This window comes from Proteus vulgaris, assembly GCF_033708015.1.
Taxonomy (GTDB): domain Bacteria; phylum Pseudomonadota; class Gammaproteobacteria; order Enterobacterales; family Enterobacteriaceae; genus Proteus.
Genome location: NZ_CP137920.1, coordinates 606,194 through 630,091, shown reverse-complemented (window position 1 = coordinate 630,091; position 23,898 = coordinate 606,194). Strand labels below are relative to the sequence as shown.

Genomic DNA, 23,898 nt, shown 5'->3' with positions numbered 1-23,898 from the left:
TATTTCACTCTTTTTTAGACACCAGAGAATATGGCTAGCGATAAATCATTGGCACAAAAAATTAGTTGTGCCTATCAATCAACCTACGGGCAACTTGTGCGTTTTTTCCACAAACGTACGGGGAATTACCATGATGCAGATGATTTGTCTCAAGATGTGTTTACGCTATGGCTAAACAGAAAAGAACAAACACCTGTGCAAGAACAGCGTGCTTTTCTGTTTAAAATAGCGAACCACGTGTTGATCGACCATTGGAAAAAAAATCAAAAGCAAAAAGATATCTATCAGGATGATTGTGAACTAGATGACGCCGCTCAAAATTATACTACGAAGCTTGATCCGGGATATGTCCTTGAGCATCAACAGCGTTTAGATCTACTTAGCGAAGCAATTGAAACATTACCTCCACGCCGTCGAGAAGCCTTTGTTCTTTATCGTTTTGATGGACTATCACAAAGCGAAATTGCAGAACAAATGGAAATATCAATCAGTATGGTGGAAAAACATATTGCGGCTGCCCTATTACATTGCAAAAGATATGTCGATGCAGGACAGGAGAAATGCACGAATGATGAGTAAGCCGGAAAAAAATATCCCGGAAACTAAACCTCACACAGATGAGGATATAGACTCCCTTTTTTTGGAGACTAATGATGAATTACTCAATGAATCGATTGATGAGCAAGCCGCACTTTGGTTTACCCGACAACACAGCCAAAGAATGACGCCCAAACAACGCCAAGCGTTTAAGATATGGATAGAAAATGATATAAACCGACAAGCGTATCAAGAGATTGCAGGGATCTGGCGTCAATGCGATGCATTACCACGACCGACAATAGCCACAGTTGAAAAGAAAAAACGCGCCCTTTGGCGTCCCATGCTCCACACCACGGCGACTCTTTGTTTACTCACTGTTTTATACCTTCCTTACAGTCATTTGCCTGCATTATTGATGGACAATATGACACTTGCAACCAGTGACTTACCGAAAGAAATGACCTTAGCCGATGGCTCTAAAGTCTATTTAGACAGAAATACACAGGTAAGAGTGGCTTATGTGCAAGAAGAGAGACGATTATGGCTAGATAAAGGACAAGCTTATTTCAAAGTAAAATCAAATCCGTATCGCCCTTTTTATGTTCATGCTGATAGCCGATTAATTAAAGTGGTTGGTACCGAATTTGAAGTTAGTCGCTACGATAACAATCAAATTAACGTTGCTGTTCATGAAGGGATCGTCGAAGTAAAAGCAACAGCAAAATCTTCTCCAGACTATTTGTATGCAGGCTCTCAGGCCACCAGCACATTAGCAAGTGACCATTTTGTTATCTCTTCCGTTGATATTGATTCCGTGGGAAGTTGGCGTTTTGGCCAACTGCATTTCTTTGAGCGTCCACTGAATGAGGTGATCACCAAACTCAAGCCTTATCTTGATATCAATATTCAAATTTCCTCTCCCGAAATTGCCAAAATGAAAGTCTCAGGGATCGCTAACATAAACAATGCCAAAGACTTTATTACCGCAATGCCACTTATATTACCGGTTAATGTTGTTTTTACTGATAAAAATAATGCGTTAATTATCAATAAGTAAAAAGAAATATGAAAAATATTCTTTTTTACAGGTGAGGATAATTCTCATTTCACCCTCTTCCCTAGTAACAACAATTATTAAGTTAGTGAATGGGATTGGTGAAATGAAAATGAATAATAAAAAAGGGATCCTTAAGAGGTCTCTGCTAGCGTTGCTAATAAGTACCACTATTGCCGCACCTTGCGCTTATGCATCTACCGTTTCTGTGGCGTTACCAGAACAGTCTTTAGCTGATTCATTAAGTGCCATTGCAAAACAAGGGCAAGTACAAATTTTATTTGATGCGAATTCGGTTAAAAACCTACGTGCTCCAGCACTTTCAGGTCAATTTGAAACCCAAACCGCATTACAAAAAGTGTTAATTGGGAGTGGATTAGAAATTATTCCACAAGGAAGTGGATTTGTTATTCGTCCTCTCGCAACGGCTAACAAGATTGTTATTCCTGAAGTTAGAGTCACAGGTGTCGGTAATGCTTATCATCCAGCTACCGATGTCGTTTCCGCACCGCAATACATCACCGCAGAAGAGATAAAACAGCGTAATACAGGTGATGGAAACGTTACTGACTTACTAAAAAGTAACCCTGCTGTTCAATTTTCCAATAACGACAGCACCTCAATGAATCAGGGTGAAATTAAACCTTCTCGTATTTCTATTCACGGCTCTAGTAGTTATCAAAACTCTTACAAGCTTGATGGTGTCAGTTTTAACAATGACTTTGACCCTGCAAAATCAGATTTAGGTGAAACCAACACACGCATTAGTAGTGACGAACAAGGGATGTACCTTGATAGTCGCCTAATTGATAGCGTAGCCGTTTACGATAACAATATTCCTGTGGAATTTGGCGGATTTACGGGTGGCACCGTTGAAGTACAAAGCCGTCGTTGGTCTGGTGAAACACACGCCAACGCCTATTATCGTACAACTCGTTCAAGCTGGAACAATATTTTCACCGATCCAAAACTAAATTTTGATACTGCAAATAATGATTTCAGTAATCCAGCCCGATTCCAGAAAAAATACGATAAACAAAACTTTGGTGGTTGGTTTGAAACAAGCTTAACAGACAATACTGGGCTTATTTTCTCTGCATCTCGTCGTGAATCAACGATCCCAATGATGATTAGCTCTGAAGGTGGAGTGATCCGTCATCCTGATGGTGAACTGGAACAAGTTGAGCAAACACCTCATTATAAAGATCAAACCCGTACCTCAGATAACTATTTTATTAAATATTCTTGGGATATTTCGGAAAAGCAAACTTTTGATTTATCAAGTAATATTGCTAGATATAAAAGCTATTTATTCTCCGGCTCTGTCTATAACTCAGGTTATGACAACGAGCATAATGGTTTAAGTTTTACCGCACTTTATAAACATCAGCTTGATCTTGGTTCATTAGAATTAACGGCAGGTTATCAAAATCTGGAAGATAAACGTTCTAACGATCAAGACGAATTTGTGACCATCAAGGACTACACCGATTGGAAAAATCCACAGCAGATAAGTAGTGGTGGTCAAGGTGATTTGAAGAGCAAACAAGAAACCTATAACGCCAAAAGTATTATGCGATTTAATCCTGTTGAATGGGGTGCTGTAAGCCATCAGCCAACCACAGGATTTGAGATCAGCCGTACTAAAGGCTCTTATATTCGCGACAAAACCTACTACAACTATACCTATACTGGCTCCACTTGGGATGATCAGTGGATGGGTTCATTAGAGCAAACAACACGTTTCCTTGCTGGTACACATGATGCTTCGTATACAAACTATTCGATTTATCTTGATGATAATATCCAATATAAACGTTTAACGTTACGCCCAGGTGTTCGATTAGATCGTGATGATTTTGTTCAAAAAAACAATATCGCTCCTCGTTTAAGCGGAACTTATGATATTTGGGGCACTGGTAATACTTTAATTATTGGTGGTGTAAACCGTTACTACGGTCGCTCCATGCTGACTTATGCGCTTTATGGCGCACAGAATGCGGGCTTACAGCACTGCTATTACTCTTGTGATAACGACAATCCGAATGATTGGGAAAATCGTACTGACTTTGAAGGCGTCGATTCGCTAAAAACACCTTATAACGATGAAATTACTTTAGGTTTACAACAAGAAATCGCATCCACGACATGGCGTTTACAATATGTTCATCGTGAAGGTCGTGACGAAGTGCGTAGTGATACCAAATATCCAAATGACAAAGATAAAATAAGAATTCGTCAATTTAATAACAATGGACGTAGTACTCACGATACCGTAACACTTTCTGTGAAAAATAGTCAGCCGTGGGAATTAGCGCAAGCTGACCATGTTTTTAATGCTTCTATTAGCTGGCAACAAAGCAAAACGAATACACCTAAAGATTCTGGCTATGCCAACTTCGATCCTAGTGTACAAGGGATGAACTACGACAAAGTGTGGTATGACGGAAAAATCATCAATGCAAAAGACTTACCTTCTGGCAACTTTAACTCTCCATTAAAAGTCACGGCTGAACTCACTAGTGTTTGGGATAATTTAGATCTGACTTGGTATAACCGCCTTCAATGGAATGGCGCTCGTTCACAAGCAGAAAAAGCCAATAATGGTTCCCCAAAACCAAGTGAATATGGCCCATTATTTGAATACAAAAAACGTAATTACAGTAGCCGTTTTACTTGGGATACCAAACTGGGTTGGAAACCTGAATTTGCTTATGGTGTAGGTATTTCTGTTGAAGTCAATAACGTCCTTAACACTAAAAATGTGTCTGACTACTTCACTTATCAAGACAAAGATTACAAATCGTATGAACCAGGTCGTCAGTTCTGGTTACAAGTCAGCTACGACTATTAATAAATTGACGAAGTTAATGTGAGCAACCAAGTCGATACACAATAAAAATATGACCAATAAGCAATGAAAACAATAAAACAATTTTTCTATTTAGTTTCACCTTTTTGGGGGCGGCGTGCCGCCCTTTACTGCTGGTTTCTATTGATTGTCTCTTTGACCTTAACCCTGTCTTCCGTTTGGTTTAACGTCAAAATGAATGAATGGAATGGTAGTTTTTATAACGCATTACAACAACTTGATGGACAAGCACTGTACAAGCTTCTTCAACAATTTGTCATTATTATTGCGGGATTAATTACTGTGGTAGTAATGGGCGATTTCTTACGCCAAAAAATGGTTATTCGCTGGCGAGAAGGCATGACTGAACAAGTGCTTGATCGCTGGTTATCAAAAAACAGTAAACACTATATGTTAAGACTGACTTCTCAAGAGCCTGATAACCCGGATCAGCGTATTGCAGAAGATATTCGTTTACTGATCGAATCCACCATGCGTTTAACGGTGACATTTTTACACTCGTTACTCACACTTATCTCTTTTGCCACCATTCTTTGGTCGCTGTCTGGCGCTATCTCTTTCACCTTAGGGGGGAGTGAATGGACAATTCCCGGCTATATGTTCTGGGCTTGTATTATCTATACCATTATTGGGATCACCATTACGCAGTTTATTGGTTCGCCATTGCGTAAAATTAATATGGATAAACAACGCAAAGAAGCGGATTACCGTACTGCGCTTATCACTCGCAAACAACATGGCGATGCGATTGCAGGTCAACGTGGTGAAATCAGCGATCGCAACGAATTAATGGGTCGCTTTTTAGGGGTTATTCGTAACTGGAATAACCTTATCCGCTACGAAAGAAATTTGGCTTTCTTCACTGTGGGTTATCAACAAGCGACGGCAATGGCGCCCATTATTTTTGCCCTACCTAAATTCCTTGCTGGCGAGTTAATGCTAGGGGGATTAATGCAATTAAGACAAGCATTCTCTAGTGTTGCAGGCGCATTAAGTTGGTTTATTTTCTCGTATAAAGAGATTGCCGCATGGCAAGCCACAGTGACGCGTCTTTATAATTTCGTGGTGCTTTTAGAGCACGATCATGAGCAAGAAGTCTCTGATTTAAATGATAAACAAACTAAATTAAAAGCTAATCTTTCTCTATTTATGCAAGATAACAGCCTGTTAATCCAAGATATTCACTTCACTATAAAAACAGGTGAATTAACCGTTATTGAAGGTTGTTCTGGTTTAGGTAAATCAACACTACTTAGAGCATTAAGTGGACATTGGCCTTATTTCAAAGGGGAAATTCAACGTTCACCCAATGTGTGTTGGATCCCACAGCGTATGTATCTACCTTTTGCACGTTTAGACAGCTTGCTCGCTTATCCTTGTCAGCCGAATCAATTTTCCTCTAAAGAGTATGAAGAAGTGCTTCAGTTAGTCGGTTTAGACAAAATAAAAAATCAACTTTCACTGGAAACGGATTGGACAACACGCCTATCTGGTGGTGAGCAACAACGCCTTATTTTTGCTCGTTTATTACTCAATAAACCTGATCTTATTTTATTAGATGAAACCACCTCTGCACTCGATGAACAAAATGCACTGAATATGTTGCAGTTGCTAAAACAACATCTGCCAACCGCGGGGATTGCCTTAGTCAGCCATCAGCGCTTCATCCATGTGATTGCAGATCATGTGATTTCACTCAAAGCCCCTACCGTGTCCTCCTCTCAACCTACTGGAGTTACCGAATATGTATCGTAACTTACTGATCCTTTCAGTCAGTCTTTCTCTTTTAGGGTGTGCGGCAAGCAGCTCTAATCAAAATGACAAAAATACGCTACTCCTGCGTCCTGATATTCGCCATTTTACCCTCGATAACGGTTTAGACGTCTACTTACTGCAACGCCCACAGACTGGGGTAGAAATGCGTCTTTTAGTCAAAAGCGGCTCTGTTCAAGAAGATGAAAAGCAGCTTGGTTTTTCACACTTTACTGAGCATATGGCATTTAAAGGTACAACTCATTTTCCCGGAACTACGGGCTTTAAACAACTTGAAAGTCTAGGCATGAAGTTAGGGAGTCATGTAAATGCAGCAACAAGTTTAAATGCGACGACTTATAAGCTGTCATTGCCGAATGCAAACCCAATCCAAATTAAAACGGGATTACAGATCTTATCTGACTGGGCATTTGAAATGACCTTTGACCCTATTGAGTTTGATAAAGAGCGCCCCGTTATTGTTGAAGAGTGGCGTTTGCGTCAAGGGATCGGTTTTCGCATTAACCGCCAGTTAGAAGAGTTGCGCTATTATGGTAGCCGTTATCTGGATCGTGATCCTATTGGTGATTTAGAAATCGTTAAACATGGCGATGTGAAAGATGCAAAACGCTATTACGATACTTGGTATCAACCAGAAAGAATGGCATTAGTACTCGTCGGTAACTTTAATCAAGGCGATGCTATTGCCGATATTAAGCAACTATTTAACGCCAAAAACAGCGAGAATAAAGGGATTGACGACCCATCGTGGCACCATTTTATCGATCATAAAGATCTACTGGTTAAAACGGTTTTCGATAAAGAACAAGGTTCACGTATTTTGCAGTTTACCTTACAACGAACTTTGCCAGCCCCTTTAAACAGTCGCCAAGGCCAATATGAAGACTTAATGGATTCACTATGGTTATCAATTTTAAATCAACGTTTCTCTACTATTGTTGATAATGGACTAATAGCTTCTATTAGCGCCAATACTCAAGGTGCAATGCTAGACGCTCGTCGTTCACAACAATTGATGATTGCGCATCCCAAAGGTAATGATTACCAAGGCGCATTAGATATCTTATTTACCGAAGTTCAACGCCTAGCCTCTGTTCCAGTAACGCAAGAAGAGTTAGATAATGCGCGCAACGCGATGCTAAAACGTCTAAGTCAACAAGCAGCAGGAGAAGAACGTTACGAGCACGATTATTTAGCCAACCAAATCACGACGGCTATTGAGTTGGATATGCCAATTCAAACTAAAAAACAGGCACTAAATTTAAGCTATCAATTAATCAATAAAGTGGCTCCTGAAACATTGTCAGCTTATTTTGCCCAATATCTAAAACAGTCATCGCCACGAGTTGCTGTGATTGGCCCAGATAATGATGCGAGTTTGTTTAATGCAACTAAAGCAGCACAACGCTGGCAAGAAATTAGGCGATCCAATCCCGGCGCATTTACCCTAAAAACGCAAACCGTTGTATTAGATGTTAAACCTGAACTCACAGGTTCAGTTGTTTCAACGCAATCACTGCCGATTGAAAAAACACAAGCGTGGACACTAAGCAATAACGTCAAAGTGATTGTGAAAAATGACAGTTATCTCAAAGATAATATTCAAGTTTCACTGCGCATTCCGGGTGGCTCTTCACTTGAAACACATCAAAGCTTAGGCATGGTGCAATGGGCATTAAAATTACCTGAAGTCAGTGGATATGGTCATTATAATGCGCGTGAATTGGCGTTATTTACTAAGCAACACCAAATTAGTTTACGCCCTTATAGCGAACTGTTATTCCATGGCTTTCGAGGCGAAGCACCGATTGATGAATTGGAAACCTTACTCACATTAATGCATCTAAAAGTGACATCACCGCAGTTTAATGGCGAGAAGTTAGAGCAACAAAAGCAAGCCATGGCATTAGGTATTTCAAAAACACCGGTTGAACGTACCTTCTTGGATAATATCAATAAAGAAAGCTATCAAAATGGTGAACGTCTTGTCGTTTCACCTCAAGGGGCTTGGAAGCACTTTACTGTCCAACAATTACAGCAGACAAACCAAATGATTTTAGGGCAACCGGCTGATATGACATTAGTCATCAGTGGCCCTGTCAATATTAATCAGGTAAAACCTCTGGTTGAACGCTGGGTTGCAAGTCTCCCAACACGCTCAGAAAAACGCTTATTTTGGGCAGATCCCGCAATTAATCCTAAACTGACCTCGTTTAATAAAACATACCCTATTGCAAGTAGTGATAAGAGCATGATTAGCATTCAATATGCTGCACCTGCTCAATGGTCACAGCAACACGTATTAGCATTAAATTTACTGGATACAGTGATCAGCCAGCGTTTAAGGCTCAATCTACGAGAAAAAGCAGGGGGTATTTATTCACTGGGTTTCTCTGAAATGTTAACGAAAGTGCCGACAAGTTACTATACTGGCCGTTTAAACTTTACGGCATCACCTGAACGTGCAGATGAATTAATTACTCTTGCTCGTAAAGTCGTGAATGAAGTGAAGCAGTCAGGCATTACAGATAAAGAGTTACAAGAGGCTAAAAATATCTGGCTAACTGAAAATTCACAGGTGAATGACAGTGCAAGCTATTGGACAGATGCCCTTGCACAAGTCGCCACGGATGACCAACAGTATCAGCGTTTACTTACTGATCCTTCGATTATAAAAACATTAAATGTTAACGATATAAATCAAGTCGCTCGCCAATGGTTAGGTGAAAATGAAAAGGTATTTAAGCTAACACCAGCAACTCAAAAATAAAAACAGCTTAGGCTGAAAACGAGAAACGATAAGGCTACCTAAAAGATAACACCCAGATCCAGTTTGCATAGAGTGTGAGATCTGGGTGTTTATTCATCAATATTAATCAAGTTGTAACGAAAAGATTCAAATTTATTGATAATTAAATTTATTAATCTTTTTTAACAGCAAAACGCCCACTCCCTAAAAACATGACAGCAATTGCAGCAAAGAGATAAAAGCCCGCGCTTTCTGGTGCCCATCCCCCTGTTTTAGGGTTTAATGCAAAGAGATCGCCAGAATGTACCATTAAGACGGCAACAAACATGGTACCCGCTAAAACAAGTGCTGATATACGAGTAAATAGACCGATAATCAGTAAGATAGGAGCAACCACTTCCCCAATCACTGTGCCGTAGGCAATAAAGGCGGGTAGATTAAAATTCGCTAACATCCCCTGAATACCTGCTAATCCACCCGGTTCCATTTTATGAAGTCCATGTAATAACATTAAAACGCCAAGAGAAACACGTAATACCAATTTGCCCAAGTCAGAACAGTCAACAAGTTGATTAAATTTATTAATCATAACGTCTCCAAATTCAAAATAGTGATGTGTGTTTTTAATACGTATTAATAGGTACATTACATTATATGATGAAATATTATGAATGAGTGTAATTTTTATTATCACTATTTGTTCTCATTAGCTAATCACTTAGATTATTATTGCTTTATAGCCAGCAACTCACCTTTTCCATGATTTATATCACAACTTATTAACATAATAAACTCTTAATCACTCACTTCTCGTTATGCTAATAGATATCTCATCTGACCAGTCTAAGAAGGGCATCTGATGGCACATTATTCTCATCTATTTTCACCTCTTGATTTAGGGTTTACTGTACTTAAAAACCGTATTCTTATGGGCTCTATGCATACTGGACTAGAAGAAAATCCGAATGATGCCCCAAAACTTGCACAGTTTTATGCCCACAGAGCCGCAGCAGGTGTTGCATTAATAGTGACTGGCGGGATCTCTCCCAATAAACAAGGTGTGTTATTACCGCACGCTGCAACATTGATGTGTGAAAGCCAGCTACCAACTCATCAACTCATTACTGACGCCGTTCATCAACAAGGCGGTAAAATTGCTTTACAGATCTTGCATACCGGTCGTTATAGTTACCAACCTAACTTAGTTGCCCCTTCTGCCATTCAATCCCCAATAACCCCTTTTATGCCAACAGAAATGAGTCATCAACAAATCGAACAGACTATCAATGACTATATTCACTGTGCTCAATTAGCTCAAAAGGCGGGCTATGATGGTGTTGAGATTATGGGATCTGAAGGCTATTTAATTAATCAATTTTTAGTCAGCCATACTAATCTGCGAGACGATCAATGGGGCGGAAATATTGAAAATCGTTGTCGTTTCGCTTTACGTATTCTCGAAGGCATCAAAAAAGCTGTCGGTGAGCAGTTTATTATTATTTACCGTCTTTCTATGCTGGATTTAATTAAAGATGGCTCAGATGCATCAGAGGTACTTTATCTTGCCAAAGCTGTTGAAAAAGCGGGCGCGACAATGATCAATACAGGGATCGGTTGGCATGAAGCGCGAATTCCCACGATAGCCACCATGGTGCCAAGAGGTCAATTTGCAAATGTAACGCGTGAATTAATGGGAAAGGTGAATATCCCACTTATTACATCCAACCGAATTAACACACCACAAACCGCAGAGGCTATTTTAGCGGAAGGCTGTGCTGATATGGTTTCAATGGCTCGCCCTTTTCTTGCTGATCCTGAGTTTGTGCGTAAAGCACAACAGGAACGCGAAGATGAAATCAATACTTGTATTGCGTGTAATCAAGCATGCCTTGATGAAATTTTTTCAGGTCAAACCGCCTCTTGTTTAGTGAATCCGTTTGCTTGTCGAGAAACCGAGCTTCACGTTATTCCAACTCAACAACCTAAAAGGCTGGCTGTTGTTGGAGCCGGTCCCGCAGGATTATCTTTTGCGGTAACCGCTGCGAAACGAGGCCATCATGTCACGCTGTTTGAAAAAGAAGATGTTATTGGTGGGCAACTGAATATTGCAAGCCAAATTCCCGGAAAAGAAGAGTTTAAAGAAACCTTACGCTACTTTAAACGACAACTACAACTCACAGGTGTGATTGTAAAAAATAATATTGAAGCCACCCCTGATCATCTTAAAAACTTTGACGAAGTTATTCTAGCCAGTGGAGTTACTCCTCATCGTCCTGATATTGAAGGGCAAGATAATGAGATCGTTAAAACTTACCTTGATGTTTTAAAACACCATCAACCTGTAGGTAAAAATGTCGTGATCATCGGTAGCGGAGGTATTGGCTTTGATACGGGTCTTTATCTGACACAAAAAGGACAATGCAGTAGCCTAAGCCCCTGTGCTTTTAACAAAGAATGGGGGATTGATCCGACGCTTTCATCTCGTGGTGGCATTAAACCCGCTGACCACCTTAGAGACGAGACTAAACACATTATTATGACGCAGCGTAAAGCAGGGAAAATAGGTTTAAGCTTGGGTAAAACAACAGGTTGGATACACAGACTCACATTAGAGAAAAAAGGCGTTAAATTCTTAACACATTGTCATTATCAAAAAATTACGCCAGAAGGCCTTGTGATTGAACAAGATGGAAAACAACGACTTCTTATGGCTGATAATATTATCTTATGTACAGGGCAACGCGCTTACCATCCTCTATTTGCACCTTTAGAACAAGAAAACAAAACTGTTCATCTTATTGGTGGCGCAAAAGATGCTCGCGGATTAGATGCCAAACGCGCTATTAGACAAGGAACTGAGTTAGCGCTAACCATCTAAATCATTAACTTAAAATAGCAAAAAGAAACCCCACATAAATGTGGGGTTCTGTTTTTTTATTATGATTATTTTTACAGCGCTTCCTGTCTTACGACTTACCCTTTTTACCCATTATTTTTTTCAGTTAATGGATTATCTGAAATACGATTATCTTCAGCGATACAAACTGTTGCAGTAAAGAGAACATCCGTTGATGAGTTCAGTGCCGTTTCAGCTGAATCTTGTAACACGCCAATCATCACACCTACGGCAACGACTTGCATTGCAATATCATTACTAATACCAAACATGCTACAAGCCAGTGGAATTAACAGTAAAGAACCGCCAGCAACACCAGATGCACCACAAGCACAAATTGCAGCAACAAGGCTTAATAATAATGCGGTTGGCACATCAACAGGCATACCTAATGTATTTACTGCGGCTAATGTCAAAATAGTGATAGTAATTGCTGCTCCACCCATATTGATGGTTGCACCTAATGGAATTGAAACAGAATAAGTATCTTCGTTTAAATTCATACGACGACACATTGCCATGTTCACCGGAATATTTGCTGCTGAACTACGAGTAAAGAACGCAGTGACACCACTTTCACGCAAACATGCCAATACTAATGGATATGGGTTACTGCGAATTTTCCAAAATACAATCAGTGGATTCACGACTAAAGCGACAAACAGCATACAGCCAATGAGTACCACAAGAACGTGTAAATAGCCTGCAAGCACTTCAAAGCCTGTTGTTGCGATCGTTGATGACACTAAACCAAAAATACCGATAGGCGCTAAACGAATAACAACACGTACTAGATTTGTTACTGCGTCAGCTAAATCTTGCGTTAAAGCTTTAGTGGTATCACTTGCATGACGTAATGCTAAACCTAGGCCGATAGACCACGCTAGGATGCCCATATAGTTACCATTGATCAGCGCATCAACAGGATTAGCAACCACATTAATTAATACGCCTTTAAGAACTTCAGCAATATTTTCAGGTGGTGAGAGTTGTGATTCATTAACAACTAACGTTAAAACTGATGGGAACATAAAGCTGGCAACAACTGCGGTTAACGCAGCAAAGAATGTTGCTAACAGATATAAAACTAATACAGGGCGAATATTCGATTTTTGCCCTTGACGGTGATTAGCAATCGAAGCCATAACCAGTACCCATACTAAGATAGGTGCGACAGCTTTCAATGCACTAATAAACAGGGTACCTAATAGACTCATCATCTTGGCTACTTCTGGCGCTAACCAAGCAAGTAAGATCCCTGCAACTAAACCAACGAGTATTTGTTTGACGAGGCTTCCCTTAAAGAACAGGCTGAAGACTCTGGATTGTTGTTTATCCATAGCTATTCCATTACTTAAAATAATATTTAAAAAAGGCAATTTTGAGTGTTTGCCATGCCAGTATAAGGAATTGAATCGCGCTGAAAAGCTGATTATGAAAAATATACAGCATTAACCGTATTTGTTAACAATAAAATAACATAACTGTGATCATAATAGGGTTTTGTTCTTTTTAAGATACCAACACGAAATGAAAGAAATTATTGTTATCAGTAAGTTATGCTTAACCCTCTTGTTTATTTTTTTGTTTTGTTTCTCTTATTTTACGTTTTCTTAATCAACCGATCGTCTTTTTTATTAACATTATCACTAACAATCATCCATTATAATTATTCTTATCTTGTATAAATAACGAACAGAAAAGACGAATAATATAAATAAGATACCGCTTTATTTTTCTCAATTAATATTAAAAATTTATCTTTTATGATTGTTATAAAATAGAGAATACCTCTTGGTATTATCTATCTTTTTAAGGTTTTCTTTTTAAGGTTTTCTTTTTAAGGTTTTCTTTTTAAAAATCCCCTACTCTGAATTCAAAAAGAGATTAGGTGTCTATTTTTCAAGATACAATATCCATGTGTAAGAGGTGTCGTTATCCAGTTGAAAAATTTTCTGTCTAGTTTTTTCTGATTTTGTTAGAGTGTTGCTGTTTTAAACAATGAAAAATAGACCCGATCAAGTAGAAAACGGGTAAATAGATGACAAAACCTATTGATTTTATATTTACCCCCAATGACTCAGTTTTAGGAAGCCTTTTATATGGAAATCGTAAGAGAGCTATTCTTGGCGCTATGGCATCAAGATTACGAAACCTTAGCTAATCCTTCATTAATATGGATTATCTACATTTTATTATTCACCATACTATTCCTAGAAAACGGAGTATTGCCTGCGGCTTTCTTACCAGGAGATAGCTTATTAATTTTAGTGGGCGTGTTAATTGCTAAAGATACAATGGACTTTCCATTGACCTTACTTATTTTGACCGCGGGAGCGAGCCTAGGTTGTTGGTTGGGTTATCTTCAAGGGCGATGGCTTGGAAATACTAAAATAGTACGCAGTTGGTTATCACATCTACCAGAACATTATCACCAGCGTGCTCATGGGCTTTTTCATCGTCATGGCTTAGCCGCATTATTAATTGGTCGCTTCTTAGCGTTCGTGAGGACATTGTTGCCAACGATTGCCGGCCTTGCTGGATTGAATAATACTCGTTTTCAAATTTTCAATTGGTTAAGTGGACTTTTGTGGGTTGGTATACTGACCACATTAGGTTATATGTTAGGTAATAGCCCACTATTTCGCCAATATGAACATCATTTAATGAATATTCTTATGCTATTACCTGTTTGCCTATTAGTTATGGGATTAATTGGTAGCATCTGGGTTGTTATTAAAAAGAAAAAAGCAAAAGCATAAGATCTATCAAATAATATAAAGATTTTCCGACTACCATAAAAAGTAATAAGAAAAAACGACAAAGGCCTGTTTCATCTATTTGAACAGGCCTTTGTTTTATTTCGTTATAAATTTACCTTAAGTCCCTTTCACTCTTGTAACGATGAATAACCATTAAGATTTATCTCTTTTTTTTACTATTAAGTCATTATTTAATTTCATTAAGTAGTAAAATTAGTCTATTGTTATAGATATCACATCTCTCTATTAAAGGAGTTACTTATGTCTCATCAACATTCAAATGAAGATCTGCGCGGTGAATTGAAATCTCTTGCTGATACTCTAGAAGAAGTACTCAACTCCTCTGCAGATAAATCCAAAGAAGAGCTCCAAAGCCTACGCGCCAAAGCCGAGTCTGCGATAAAAGGTTCTCGTGCAAAACTCAGTGATGCAGGCCGAGAAATTGTCGATAACACCAAAGAAATGGCAGGAAAAGCAGATAATTATGTCCGTGAAAATCCATGGACAGGTATCGGTATTGGTGCCGCAGTTGGTGTTGTTCTTGGTGTTCTACTAGCAAAACGCTAATTGATAATGAGCGATACTCAAAGACCACAGGGCCCCGCATCCGGGGTTCTGAATTCTCTCAGTAGGATTGGCGCTATTGTTATAGGCATGGTTGAAACTCGCCTAAACTTGATTGCCGTTGAACTGGAAGAAGAAAAAACTACACTTATCCAGCTTATTTTAATGGCTGGCATCACATTATTATTAACCGCCTTTGGGTTAATGAGCCTACTTATACTTCTTTTTTGGGTTATTCCACCTGAATATCGAGTCTATGCTTTAGCCATCACAACCGCGACTTTACTTTTCTGTGCACTGATTGGCGCCATCATGACATTAAGAAAAGCACGGAATTCCACCTTGCTAGGCGATACTCGTCAGCAATTGGAATTAGATAAACGTCTTTTGGAGCAATATCATGATGAACAAACAAAATAAGCAGGCTATCCTCACAAGACGTAAAAAGCTGTTGTTGAATAAAATTCAGCAACAGCGCTCTGATTTAGGGCAAAGCTCGCAAACTTGGCTTGATGTGACAGAACCTTATGATAAAGCATGGCGAATTTTAGTCTCTTTAAAACCTGCATTTTTAGTGGGAGCCAGCTTTATTTCTCTTTACAGCATTAAACATCCTAAAAAAATCATACGATTAGGGCAACGTGCTATCGGTGCAATTGGTTTAATACGTACAATCCAAAAGTCCTTCAAAAAAACCTCTGATTAATCTTCAATTTTTTTGTCTAAGAATGTTAATTCTTCTTAATATCCTCTTTGTTTAATTCGCATTATTGTATATCTCACAACGTAGCCGTGGTTATTAAATCTAAAAATAGAAAAATAGCCGACGAAAATACAATACAAATCGATATACATTGCGAATAATAGAGTTTAATTAGGAATAAACACCATGAAAAAATTTGAAGACATTGCCTTATTAGTTGCCCGTATTTTAATGCCTATTTTATTTATTAGCGCAGGCTACGGAAAAATTGGTGGTTACGAAGGAACACAGCAATATATGCAAGCAATGGGCGTTCCAGGTTTCTTATTACCACTGACTATTTTATTAGAATTAGGCGGCGGGTTAGCAATCTTATTTGGTTTCTTAACTCGCACAACAGCAATCTTTACCGCGGTCTTTACACTTCTAACCGCGCTACTGTTCCACAGTAATTTTGCTGAAGGTATGAACCAATTAATGTTTATGAAAAATATGACAATTGCAGGCGGATATTTATTGCTGGTTATCACAGGTCCTGGTAAATGGAGTTTAGATCGTATTTTCAATAAAAATTGGTAATAACGAATTTTAAAAAAAGATCCCTAAGGGGATCTTTTTTGTTTTCTTAAAATAAAAAATATTGATGATTCAAACGTGTTTTAATTATTTTTTATCATTAGCAAAGAGTTTAGGTATTTCACGTAAACACCATGATTTTGCCTCTCCCATGCTATCTCTTCGCCATGCCATAATAATATTATTTTCATGATGATATTCAGGACCAACAACACGTAAACGCCCTTCTTTAATATCATCTTCAATTAAATCAATTGGCATCGTCGCCACACCTAACCCCGCAATTAAAGCACGGCGTTTATCTTCAATAGAACTGACTGTTAAACGACGCTGTTTATCCAATAATAATACCGTTAAAACAGGGCGCTCTCTTGCGGTATCTGCAATCGCAATACCACGATACTTTAAACGTGTTTCTTCGGCTAATGGCTCAGGTTCGTTATGGATGGGGTGATCTGGGCTGGCAACGTAGACGCTAGTCGTATTGTATAGAGGGCGAAAATTGATTTCTGATGACGTGCGAAAATGCATATCAGGTGAAATCACAATATCACATTTACCACTTTCTAAGCTTTCCCATGCCCCCGCAAGTACTTCAGTGACTAACGAAAGTTGGGTATTGGATTTTTCAGCCAGTTTATCAACCAAAGGAAAAAGTCGAGATGCAGGGGTAAGTGCTTCACAAACAATAGTGATATGTGGCTCCCAACCTCTTGCTAACGCTTCAGCGTCTGATGTTAATTTATCAGCCGCCTCAAGTAATATGCGCCCTCTCTCAAGTAACATTCTACCGACATTGGTAAATTTTGTTCGATGACCTGAACGGTCAAAAAGAACAACATCTAAATCTTCTTCTAATTTTTGCATGGTATAACTGAGTGCCGATGGAACTCGATTTAGTTCATCAGCGGCTGCTGCAAAACTCCCTCTACGATCAATGGCATCCATCACTCGTAAAGATTCCAACGTAATGGCTTTGTCTTTACTCATTATACTTATCTCTATCAAATAATTTGATTATAGGCACCAGATTAACTTGCTAACAATAGACAGTCCATACCTCTATGATAAATATATTGATAATCTACTCGAAAAATACCGCTATGATAAAATACAGAACAGCACAACAATGTGGTAAAGCGGATTATGGTTGGCTACAAGCTCGCTACACATTTTCCTTTGGCCACTACTTTGACCCTCATTTTTTAGACTATGGCACCCTAAGAGTTCTCAACCAAGAAGTGCTTGCCCCAAATTCTGAATTTAAAGCAAAGACCTATCCTCATGTTGATGTGGTTAATCTTATTCTTCAAGGGGAAGCAACATACCTTGATAATATGGGGCGTACCGTAACGGCAAAAGAAAATGAGTGCTTACTAATTTCACCGCATAATACGGACACATATATAGAGAAAAACAGCAGTCCTGATACGCCTTTAACCCGCATTCAGTTATGGTTAAATGCGTGCCCACAGCAAGAAAGTTTAGCCTCACAAAAATTGGTATTAGATGAAAACTTAAAATATCAATTGTTAGCTTCACCTACCGGTGATGATGGCTCGTTAATGTTAAGGCAAACAATTTGGCTTTATCATATACATTTGCAAGCTGGCGATGAAATTACCCTGCCAATAAAAGGGCAAAAAGGCTTTTTACAATCCATAAAAGGTGGCACCTATTTGCAAACATCAACACAAGAAAATGGGCAAATTCAGTGTGGTGATGGCGCTTTTATTCAAGACAGCAATAGTATCACGTTAAAAAGCTCGGCTGAGTTTCGTGGATTGTTTATTGATATTATTTCGTGACAGTTAATTTAAATGGACTTAAAAACAGAAAACCCTCGAGACACAAGGTGAATCGAGGGTTTTTTATGAGGTGAGTTGACCGTTAAGCCGGGTTCTGTCGTGGACAACCATTCATCTAGGCCAGAACTTGCGCGCTGGCTCCAGCAACCTACCCGGGTTCAATGCGGGCCGCACCATAAGAACCCCTATTTGGTCTTGCTCCGGGTGGAGTTTACCATGCCACAAACTGTTACCAGTTGCGCGGTGCGCTCTTACCGCACCCTTTCACCCTTACCTGATCCTGTAAACAGGCCATCGGCGGTTTACTCTCTGCTGCACTTGTCGTAGGCTCGCGCCTCCCAGACGTTATCTGGCACCCTGCCCTGTGGAGCCCGGACTTTCCTCCCCTCTATCCGTCTCCCCGAAGGGACAACGATAAAGCAGCGGTTGTCTAGTCAACTCAGGGTGCGGATTATAGGGATTTTGGTATAAAATGTATAGCAAAAGAAGCTAAAAAATCACTTTACTTGTCGTGAGCTTCGCCATTTTGCTCAATAACATGTTTATAGAGTGCGTTTTTCTTCACACCATAAATTTCAGCAGTGACTGCTGCCGCTTTTTTCAGTGGTAATTCTTTTTGTAAAATCGCGAGTGTCCGTAATACTTCTGGGGAAAAATCATCATCAACGGGTTTTTCATAACCCTCAACAATTAATACCATCTCACCTTTACGGCGATTTTCATCTTCAAGAACCCATTTAAGTAATTCACCAACAGGCATACCTTGAATAGTTTCCCACGTTTTTGTGAGCTCTCTCGCTAATACTACGTAGCGATCTTCCCCCCAAACTGTCACCATATCAGCTAAACTATCTAACAGCCGATGTGTTGATTCATAAAAAATCAATGTACGAGGCTCTTCTGATAACGCCCGTAAACAGTCCTGACGGCTTTTTGTTTTGGCTGGTAAAAAACCTTCATAACAAAAACGATCTGAAGGAAGCCCTGCCGCAGACAGTGCCGTAATAGCAGCACAAGCGCCAGGTAATGGCACAACATTTATGCCATTTTTACGACATTGATTGACTAAATGATAGCCAGGATCGTTAATTAATGGTGTACCTGCATCAGAGACTAATGCGATACTTAGCCCCTGTTGTAATTTGCTAATTAATTGATCTGCTTTTTGCTGTTCATTATGATCATGTAACGCATACAAACGTGCGTTAATGGCAAAGTGCTGTAATAGAAGCCCTGTATGACGGGTATCTTCTGCAGCAATTAAATCGACATGAGACAGCACATCAAGTGCCCGCTGGGTGATATCGCCCAGATTACCAATAGGTGTGGGTACTATGTACAGTGTGGATGTCGTTACCGCTGCTCGATTAGGTTGATTCATTGTTTATTCCGAATGACCGATTTAAAATTGAGCATAATTATAAAACATCACTGGGTACAGTATGCTTTCCTCAATTTTTGTGCGTTTTAAAACAGGTTTATCCTATACTGCGATACTCTCTGCATTGATTATGTCAGGTTGTACCCTGACGGGGCAACAAGAACAACCGCTCACTCCCGCTGCAAAAGCAGAAATGGAGATGAAACAATTTCAAAAAGTGATTGATGACGCTCAAGGGCTTGCATCTTTGGATGTTATTAGAGCCTATATCGGGTTAGAAACATTAATTACTGATCCTCAACTGCATCAGAAAAATATTGATGATACATGGCTCACGCTAACCAAACTTACACCAGAACAACGCCGTGGTATTGTTATCAAGGCTAATGAAAATACACTGCAAGGTTGGTTAGATTTACTGAATACCTATGAATACAACAAAGATGATGCTGATAAGTTATCAATAGCGGTCAGAGAATGGCAAACTCGCTATCCTCGAAATCCAGCGGCATTAACACTTCCAGCATCATTATTACGTCTTTCACAACCGTCTGTCAGTGCAAGTAGCCAAATCGCATTATTATTACCTTTAACAGGACAAGCGAAAGTTTTTGGTGAAGCTATTCGTCAAGGCTTCCTTGATGCGCAAAGTGGCTTACCACAACCACAAGCAATGCCTGAACCCCAAGCCCCTAAAAACGATGATAGCCTAGCCTCAATCTTAGAAGAATTAGGCATTAGCAATACTGAAACGCCAGCAACGGATCCAGATACAGCTAAAGATACCGCTGAGAATAGTGAAACAAATCAAGTAAAAGAAGAAAAAGAAACTGAGACTTTTTCAGGTAATATGACCGTTCAACTTGATCCTATTGCACAAAACTCTCGCCAAGTGATTGTTTATGATACCAATAGCCAATCTATCGACGTTTTACTGAAAAAAGTACAGCAAGACGGTGCCAACCTAATCGTTGGTCCATTACTAAAACCTGAAGTCATGAAGACAATTGAGCTTCAAAGTGGCTTACCTGTTTTGGCATTAAATGAATTAGATAATGTCCCTTCAGCGACAACCGTCTGTTTCTTCTCTCTTTCACCAGAAGATGAAACCCGTAATGCGGCACAACATTTACGTCAGCAACAAAAATCTAATCCATTAATTATTGTTCCTGATAATAAATTTGGTCAAAGAATGGCACAAACCTTTGCTGATGAATGGCAACGCACAGGGGGTGGCACCGTTTTACAACAAACGTTTAGTTCTGTTGAAAGCTTAAAAGCCTCTATTAACCGTGGTGTGGGTATTCGTATGACAGGTACACCTATTCTACCGACGGCTAATGCACCTTTACCATTAGAGACGCAATCTATTCCCTCCACAGGTGGTGCCATTGATTCGGTTTATATCATTGCGACTAGCGATGAATTAACTTTAATTAAGCCAATGATTGATATGGCAATCAGTACCCAAAAGCGTCCACCTATTTATGTTAGTTCGCGCAGTAACCAAGGTGGAACAGGTCCTGATTTCCGTATGGAGATGGATGGTATTCAATTTAGCGATATTCCATTGATGACTGGCGCTAATTTGCCGTTGATGCAAAAAGCATCAAGCAAATTTGCGAACGATTACTCATTAATGCGCCTTTATGCTATGGGAATTGATGCTTGGTCATTAGCAAACAATTACAATGATCTGACAAAAGGTACATTACGTTTTAATGGTATTTCAGGTTCATTACGTGTTGAAAATAACTGTACGGTTTATAGAGAACTTCCTTGGATGCAATTTAAACAAGGTAAGATTGAACCCGTTGCGCAGTAATACACGTATTGCGTTATCATAAAATAAACCGCCATAAAGGCGGTTTATTTTATGAGTGAGATAAAAAAGGAAATCATGGATGATTTTTTCTAAAAACCCTTATTTTTTAGGGCGATACTATGAACAAAAAGCGCTAAAATATTTACGTCAACAAGGATTAATATTGATTGAGCGTAATGTCCGATATCCCTGTGGAGAAATTGATCTTATTATGCAGGAAAAGAGGACATGGGTATTTGTTGAGGTTCGTTTTAGACGTAACATCTTATTTGGTGATGCAATAAGCTCTGTTACTACCTCAAAACGGCGTCGCTTATGGCGTACAGCGAAATGTTGGTTAGCACAACACCAAGAAAGTATCGAGACTTCAGACTGTCGTTTTGATATTTGTGCATTTGATCAACGCCAGTTAATATGGTTAAAAAACATTCTCGATTATACGGAATTTATTCGTTAAATTAGATTATATAGGTCTTAACGTGCTTGATAGAATCAAAGTCTGCTTTACAGAGAGTATTCAAACTCAAATTGCAGCAGCAGAAGCATTACCAGATGCCATTTCCAGAGCCGCCATGATGATGGTTCAATCTTTGTTAAACGGCCATAAAATATTAAGCTGTGGAAACGGCAGCTCAGCAGCAACAGCACAACGATTTGCCGCAAGCATGATCCATCGTTTTGAAACTGAGCGTCCAAGCTTACCTGCACTATCGTTAAACACAGATAGCGTTGTGATGACTGCAATTATGGGAAATCAGCAGCATGATGAAATCTATGCAAAACAAGTGCGTGCATTAGGACAAGCTGGAGATGTGCTACTTGCTATCTCAACTCACGGTAATAGTAGAAGTATTATTAAAGCCGTTGAAGCCGCTGTTACACGAGATATGACCATTGTGGCATTAACAGGTTATGATGGCGGAGAGCTTGCGGGATTATTAGGCCCTCAAGATGTTGAAATTCGTATTCCATCTCAACGCACCGTCAGAATACAGGAAGTTCAGATGCTAACAGTCAATTGTCTTTGTGATTTAATTGATAATACATTATTCCCACATCAGGATGACTAAGGAGTTACTATGAAATTGCTTCCTATCACCGCAGTGCTGTGTTCTGCACTTTTACTTCAAGGTTGTATCGGCGCAGCGGTTGTCGGTACTGCCGCAGTTGCAGGAAAAACGGCAACCGATCCTCGCTCATTAGGGCAACAAGTTGACGATGGTACTTTGGAAGCACGTGTTTCTGGTGCTCTAAACAAAAACGAACAGATCAAGAAAAGCAATTCACGTATTGTGGCAACGGCTTATCAAGGCAATATTCTGTTAACAGGTCAAAGTCCTGATATGTCTGTTGCGAATACGGCAAAACAAGTCGCAAGTCAGGTTGAAGGGGTGAATAACGTCTACAACGAAATTCGCCAAGGTGAGCCTGTGACATTAGGTACAGCATCTTCAGACACGTGGTTAACCACCAAAGTTCGCTCTCAAATTTTAGGCAGTGATTCAGTAAAATCCTCTTCGGTAAAAGTGATCACTGAAAATGGTGAAGTGTTCTTATTTGGTATTTTAACCCGCCAAGAAGGCGCTGCTGTTGCGAAAATTGCCAGTGAAACCAAAGGGGTCGTTAAAGTCACCACCGCATTTACTTACCTTAATTAATCCCGCGTTTTGATATCGTTTTGTCTTATCCTGACAGTATCGGTCTTTGTGAATAATGACCGATACTGACAGTTTCTTGCTTGACTAAAACTCGCCCTTGCTCACAACAAGCTATTAGCGTCTTAACATTCCTTTATCAATGATAAAATCGATAATCGTTTCCAAACCCACTTTTTCTTTTAGATTTGTGAAAACATAAGGCTTCACAGGACGCATTCTTGCTGTATCTGCTTCCATCACCTCTAATGAGGCGCCAACATAAGGTGCTAGGTCGATTTTATTAATCACTAATAGATCTGAATGTGTAATACCAGGCCCCCCTTTACGTGGAATTTTTTCCCCTTCAGCCACATCAATCACGTAAATAGTTAAATCAGCCAGTTCTGGGCTAAATGTCGCGCTTAAGTTATCACCCCCGCTCTCTACGAAAACGATATCAAGATGTTTATGGCGCATTGCTAATTCTTCAACCGCCGCAAGGTTCATTGATGCATCTTCACGAATAGCAGTATGAGGACAACCTCCCGTTTCAACACCAATAATACGATCTGCATCTAATGCTTCAGCGCGTGTTAAGATTTTGGCATCTTCTTGAGTATAAATATCGTTAGTCACAACCGCGATTTCATAAGTGTCGCGCATCGCTTTACAAAGAACTTCTAACAGTGCTGTTTTTCCTGATCCAACAGGACCACCAACACCAATACGTAGTGGTTGATTATATTCTTGCATATAGA

At 39.5% G+C, this 23,898-nt stretch carries 21 protein-coding genes and 1 other RNA gene; 16 read left to right on the top strand and 6 right to left on the bottom strand.

The window, feature by feature from the left end; all coding sequences use genetic code 11:
• Positions 1 to 30 precede the first annotated feature (30 nt).
• The 5 genes from SB028_RS03140 (at position 31) to SB028_RS03120 (ending at position 9,009) form a co-directional block, all read left to right on the top strand.
• Positions 31 to 579, top strand: coding sequence for an RNA polymerase sigma factor (locus tag SB028_RS03140; protein WP_069368665.1), 549 nt, complete (start codon positions 31 to 33; stop codon positions 577 to 579).
• The gene (locus tag SB028_RS03135) at positions 569 to 1,597 is read left to right on the top strand and encodes a FecR family protein (protein WP_286138905.1); all 1,029 of its coding nucleotides are present in this window, start codon (positions 569 to 571) and stop codon (positions 1,595 to 1,597) included. The genes SB028_RS03140 and SB028_RS03135 overlap by 11 nt, the downstream gene beginning before the upstream one ends.
• A 103-nt stretch (positions 1,598 to 1,700) precedes the next feature.
• Positions 1,701 to 4,448, top strand: a complete 2,748-nt coding sequence (locus SB028_RS03130; protein ID WP_069368666.1) for a TonB-dependent receptor — start codon at positions 1,701 to 1,703, stop codon at positions 4,446 to 4,448.
• 63 nt (positions 4,449 to 4,511) lie between these two features.
• Entirely contained in the window at positions 4,512 to 6,221 is a 1,710-nt protein-coding gene (locus SB028_RS03125; protein WP_069368667.1) for an ABC transporter ATP-binding protein/permease, read from the top strand.
• A complete protein-coding gene (locus SB028_RS03120; protein WP_069368668.1) occupies positions 6,211 to 9,009 on the top strand; it encodes a M16 family metallopeptidase in 2,799 nt (932 codons plus the stop codon). Before SB028_RS03125 ends, SB028_RS03120 begins: the two co-directional genes overlap by 11 nt.
• 151 nt (positions 9,010 to 9,160) lie before the next feature.
• On the opposite strand, the gene SB028_RS03115 is transcribed toward SB028_RS03120, so the two are convergent.
• A complete protein-coding gene (locus SB028_RS03115; protein ID WP_069368669.1) occupies positions 9,161 to 9,577 on the bottom strand; it encodes a DoxX family protein in 417 nt (138 codons plus the stop codon).
• A gap of 270 nt (positions 9,578 to 9,847) precedes the next feature.
• Between SB028_RS03115 and SB028_RS03110 the strand changes: the two genes are divergently transcribed.
• Positions 9,848 to 11,866, top strand: a complete 2,019-nt coding sequence (locus SB028_RS03110) for an NADPH-dependent 2,4-dienoyl-CoA reductase (protein ID WP_069368670.1) — start codon at positions 9,848 to 9,850, stop codon at positions 11,864 to 11,866.
• Between the two features lie 104 nt (positions 11,867 to 11,970).
• Here SB028_RS03110 and sstT read toward each other — a convergent pair whose 3' ends face one another.
• Positions 11,971 to 13,224: a serine/threonine transporter SstT gene (sstT, locus tag SB028_RS03105; protein ID WP_069368671.1), complete on the bottom strand. Its 1,254-nt coding sequence runs from the start codon at positions 13,222 to 13,224 to the stop codon at positions 11,971 to 11,973.
• 762 nt (positions 13,225 to 13,986) lie between these two features.
• Between sstT and SB028_RS03100 the strand changes: the two genes are divergently transcribed.
• The 5 genes from SB028_RS03100 to SB028_RS03080 all read left to right on the top strand — a co-directional run bounded on the left by SB028_RS03100 (position 13,987) and on the right by SB028_RS03080 (position 16,492).
• A complete protein-coding gene (locus SB028_RS03100) occupies positions 13,987 to 14,646 on the top strand; it encodes a DedA family protein (RefSeq protein ID WP_069368672.1) in 660 nt (219 codons plus the stop codon).
• Between the two features lie 261 nt (positions 14,647 to 14,907).
• Complete coding sequence (locus tag SB028_RS03095) at positions 14,908 to 15,213, top strand: DUF883 family protein (protein ID WP_069368673.1); 306 nt, start codon at positions 14,908 to 14,910, stop codon at positions 15,211 to 15,213.
• 6 nt (positions 15,214 to 15,219) lie between these two features.
• On the top strand, positions 15,220 to 15,630 hold the full coding sequence (locus SB028_RS03090) for a phage holin family protein (RefSeq protein ID WP_069368674.1): 411 nt from the start codon (positions 15,220 to 15,222) through the stop codon (positions 15,628 to 15,630).
• Positions 15,611 to 15,916 (top strand): YqjK-like family protein, encoded by a 306-nt coding sequence (locus SB028_RS03085; protein WP_248620555.1) that lies wholly within the window; start codon positions 15,611 to 15,613, stop codon positions 15,914 to 15,916. The genes SB028_RS03090 and SB028_RS03085 overlap by 20 nt, the downstream gene beginning before the upstream one ends.
• 183 nt (positions 15,917 to 16,099) lie before the next feature.
• The gene (locus SB028_RS03080; protein WP_069368675.1) at positions 16,100 to 16,492 is read left to right on the top strand and encodes a DoxX family protein; all 393 of its coding nucleotides are present in this window, start codon (positions 16,100 to 16,102) and stop codon (positions 16,490 to 16,492) included.
• Between the two features lie 84 nt (positions 16,493 to 16,576).
• Here the strand turns inward: SB028_RS03080 and SB028_RS03075 are convergent, their stop codons facing one another.
• Positions 16,577 to 17,479: a LysR family transcriptional regulator gene (locus SB028_RS03075; protein WP_069368676.1), complete on the bottom strand. Its 903-nt coding sequence runs from the start codon at positions 17,477 to 17,479 to the stop codon at positions 16,577 to 16,579.
• A gap of 113 nt (positions 17,480 to 17,592) precedes the next feature.
• Between SB028_RS03075 and SB028_RS03070 the strand changes: the two genes are divergently transcribed.
• Positions 17,593 to 18,297, top strand: coding sequence for a pirin family protein (locus tag SB028_RS03070; RefSeq protein ID WP_069368677.1), 705 nt, complete (start codon positions 17,593 to 17,595; stop codon positions 18,295 to 18,297).
• 67 nt (positions 18,298 to 18,364) lie between these two features.
• Here the strand turns inward: SB028_RS03070 and rnpB are convergent.
• Both rnpB and rsmI read right to left on the bottom strand, forming a co-directional pair.
• An RNA gene (rnpB, locus tag SB028_RS03065) (RNase P RNA component class A) lies at positions 18,365 to 18,739 on the bottom strand.
• Positions 18,740 to 18,799: 60 nt separating this feature from the next.
• Entirely contained in the window at positions 18,800 to 19,678 is an 879-nt protein-coding gene (gene rsmI, locus SB028_RS03060; RefSeq protein ID WP_069368678.1) for a 16S rRNA (cytidine(1402)-2'-O)-methyltransferase, read from the bottom strand.
• Between the two features lie 61 nt (positions 19,679 to 19,739).
• Between rsmI and SB028_RS03055 the strand changes: the two genes are divergently transcribed.
• The 4 genes from SB028_RS03055 (at position 19,740) to dolP (ending at position 23,161) form a co-directional block, all read left to right on the top strand.
• Positions 19,740 to 21,503, top strand: a complete 1,764-nt coding sequence (locus SB028_RS03055; RefSeq protein ID WP_069368679.1) for a penicillin-binding protein activator — start codon at positions 19,740 to 19,742, stop codon at positions 21,501 to 21,503.
• A 79-nt stretch (positions 21,504 to 21,582) separates the two neighbouring features.
• The gene (locus SB028_RS03050) at positions 21,583 to 21,960 is read left to right on the top strand and encodes a YraN family protein (protein ID WP_069368680.1); all 378 of its coding nucleotides are present in this window, start codon (positions 21,583 to 21,585) and stop codon (positions 21,958 to 21,960) included.
• Between the two features lie 22 nt (positions 21,961 to 21,982).
• Positions 21,983 to 22,573, top strand: a complete 591-nt coding sequence (diaA, locus tag SB028_RS03045) for a DnaA initiator-associating protein DiaA (protein WP_004245257.1) — start codon at positions 21,983 to 21,985, stop codon at positions 22,571 to 22,573.
• Between the two features lie 9 nt (positions 22,574 to 22,582).
• The gene (gene dolP, locus SB028_RS03040; RefSeq protein WP_069368681.1) at positions 22,583 to 23,161 is read left to right on the top strand and encodes a division/outer membrane stress-associated lipid-binding lipoprotein; all 579 of its coding nucleotides are present in this window, start codon (positions 22,583 to 22,585) and stop codon (positions 23,159 to 23,161) included.
• A 114-nt stretch (positions 23,162 to 23,275) separates the two neighbouring features.
• On the opposite strand, the gene ureG is transcribed toward dolP, so the two are convergent.
• On the bottom strand, positions 23,276 to 23,893 hold the full coding sequence (gene ureG, locus SB028_RS03035) for an urease accessory protein UreG (RefSeq protein ID WP_069368682.1): 618 nt from the start codon (positions 23,891 to 23,893) through the stop codon (positions 23,276 to 23,278).
• Positions 23,894 to 23,898 lie beyond the last annotated feature (5 nt).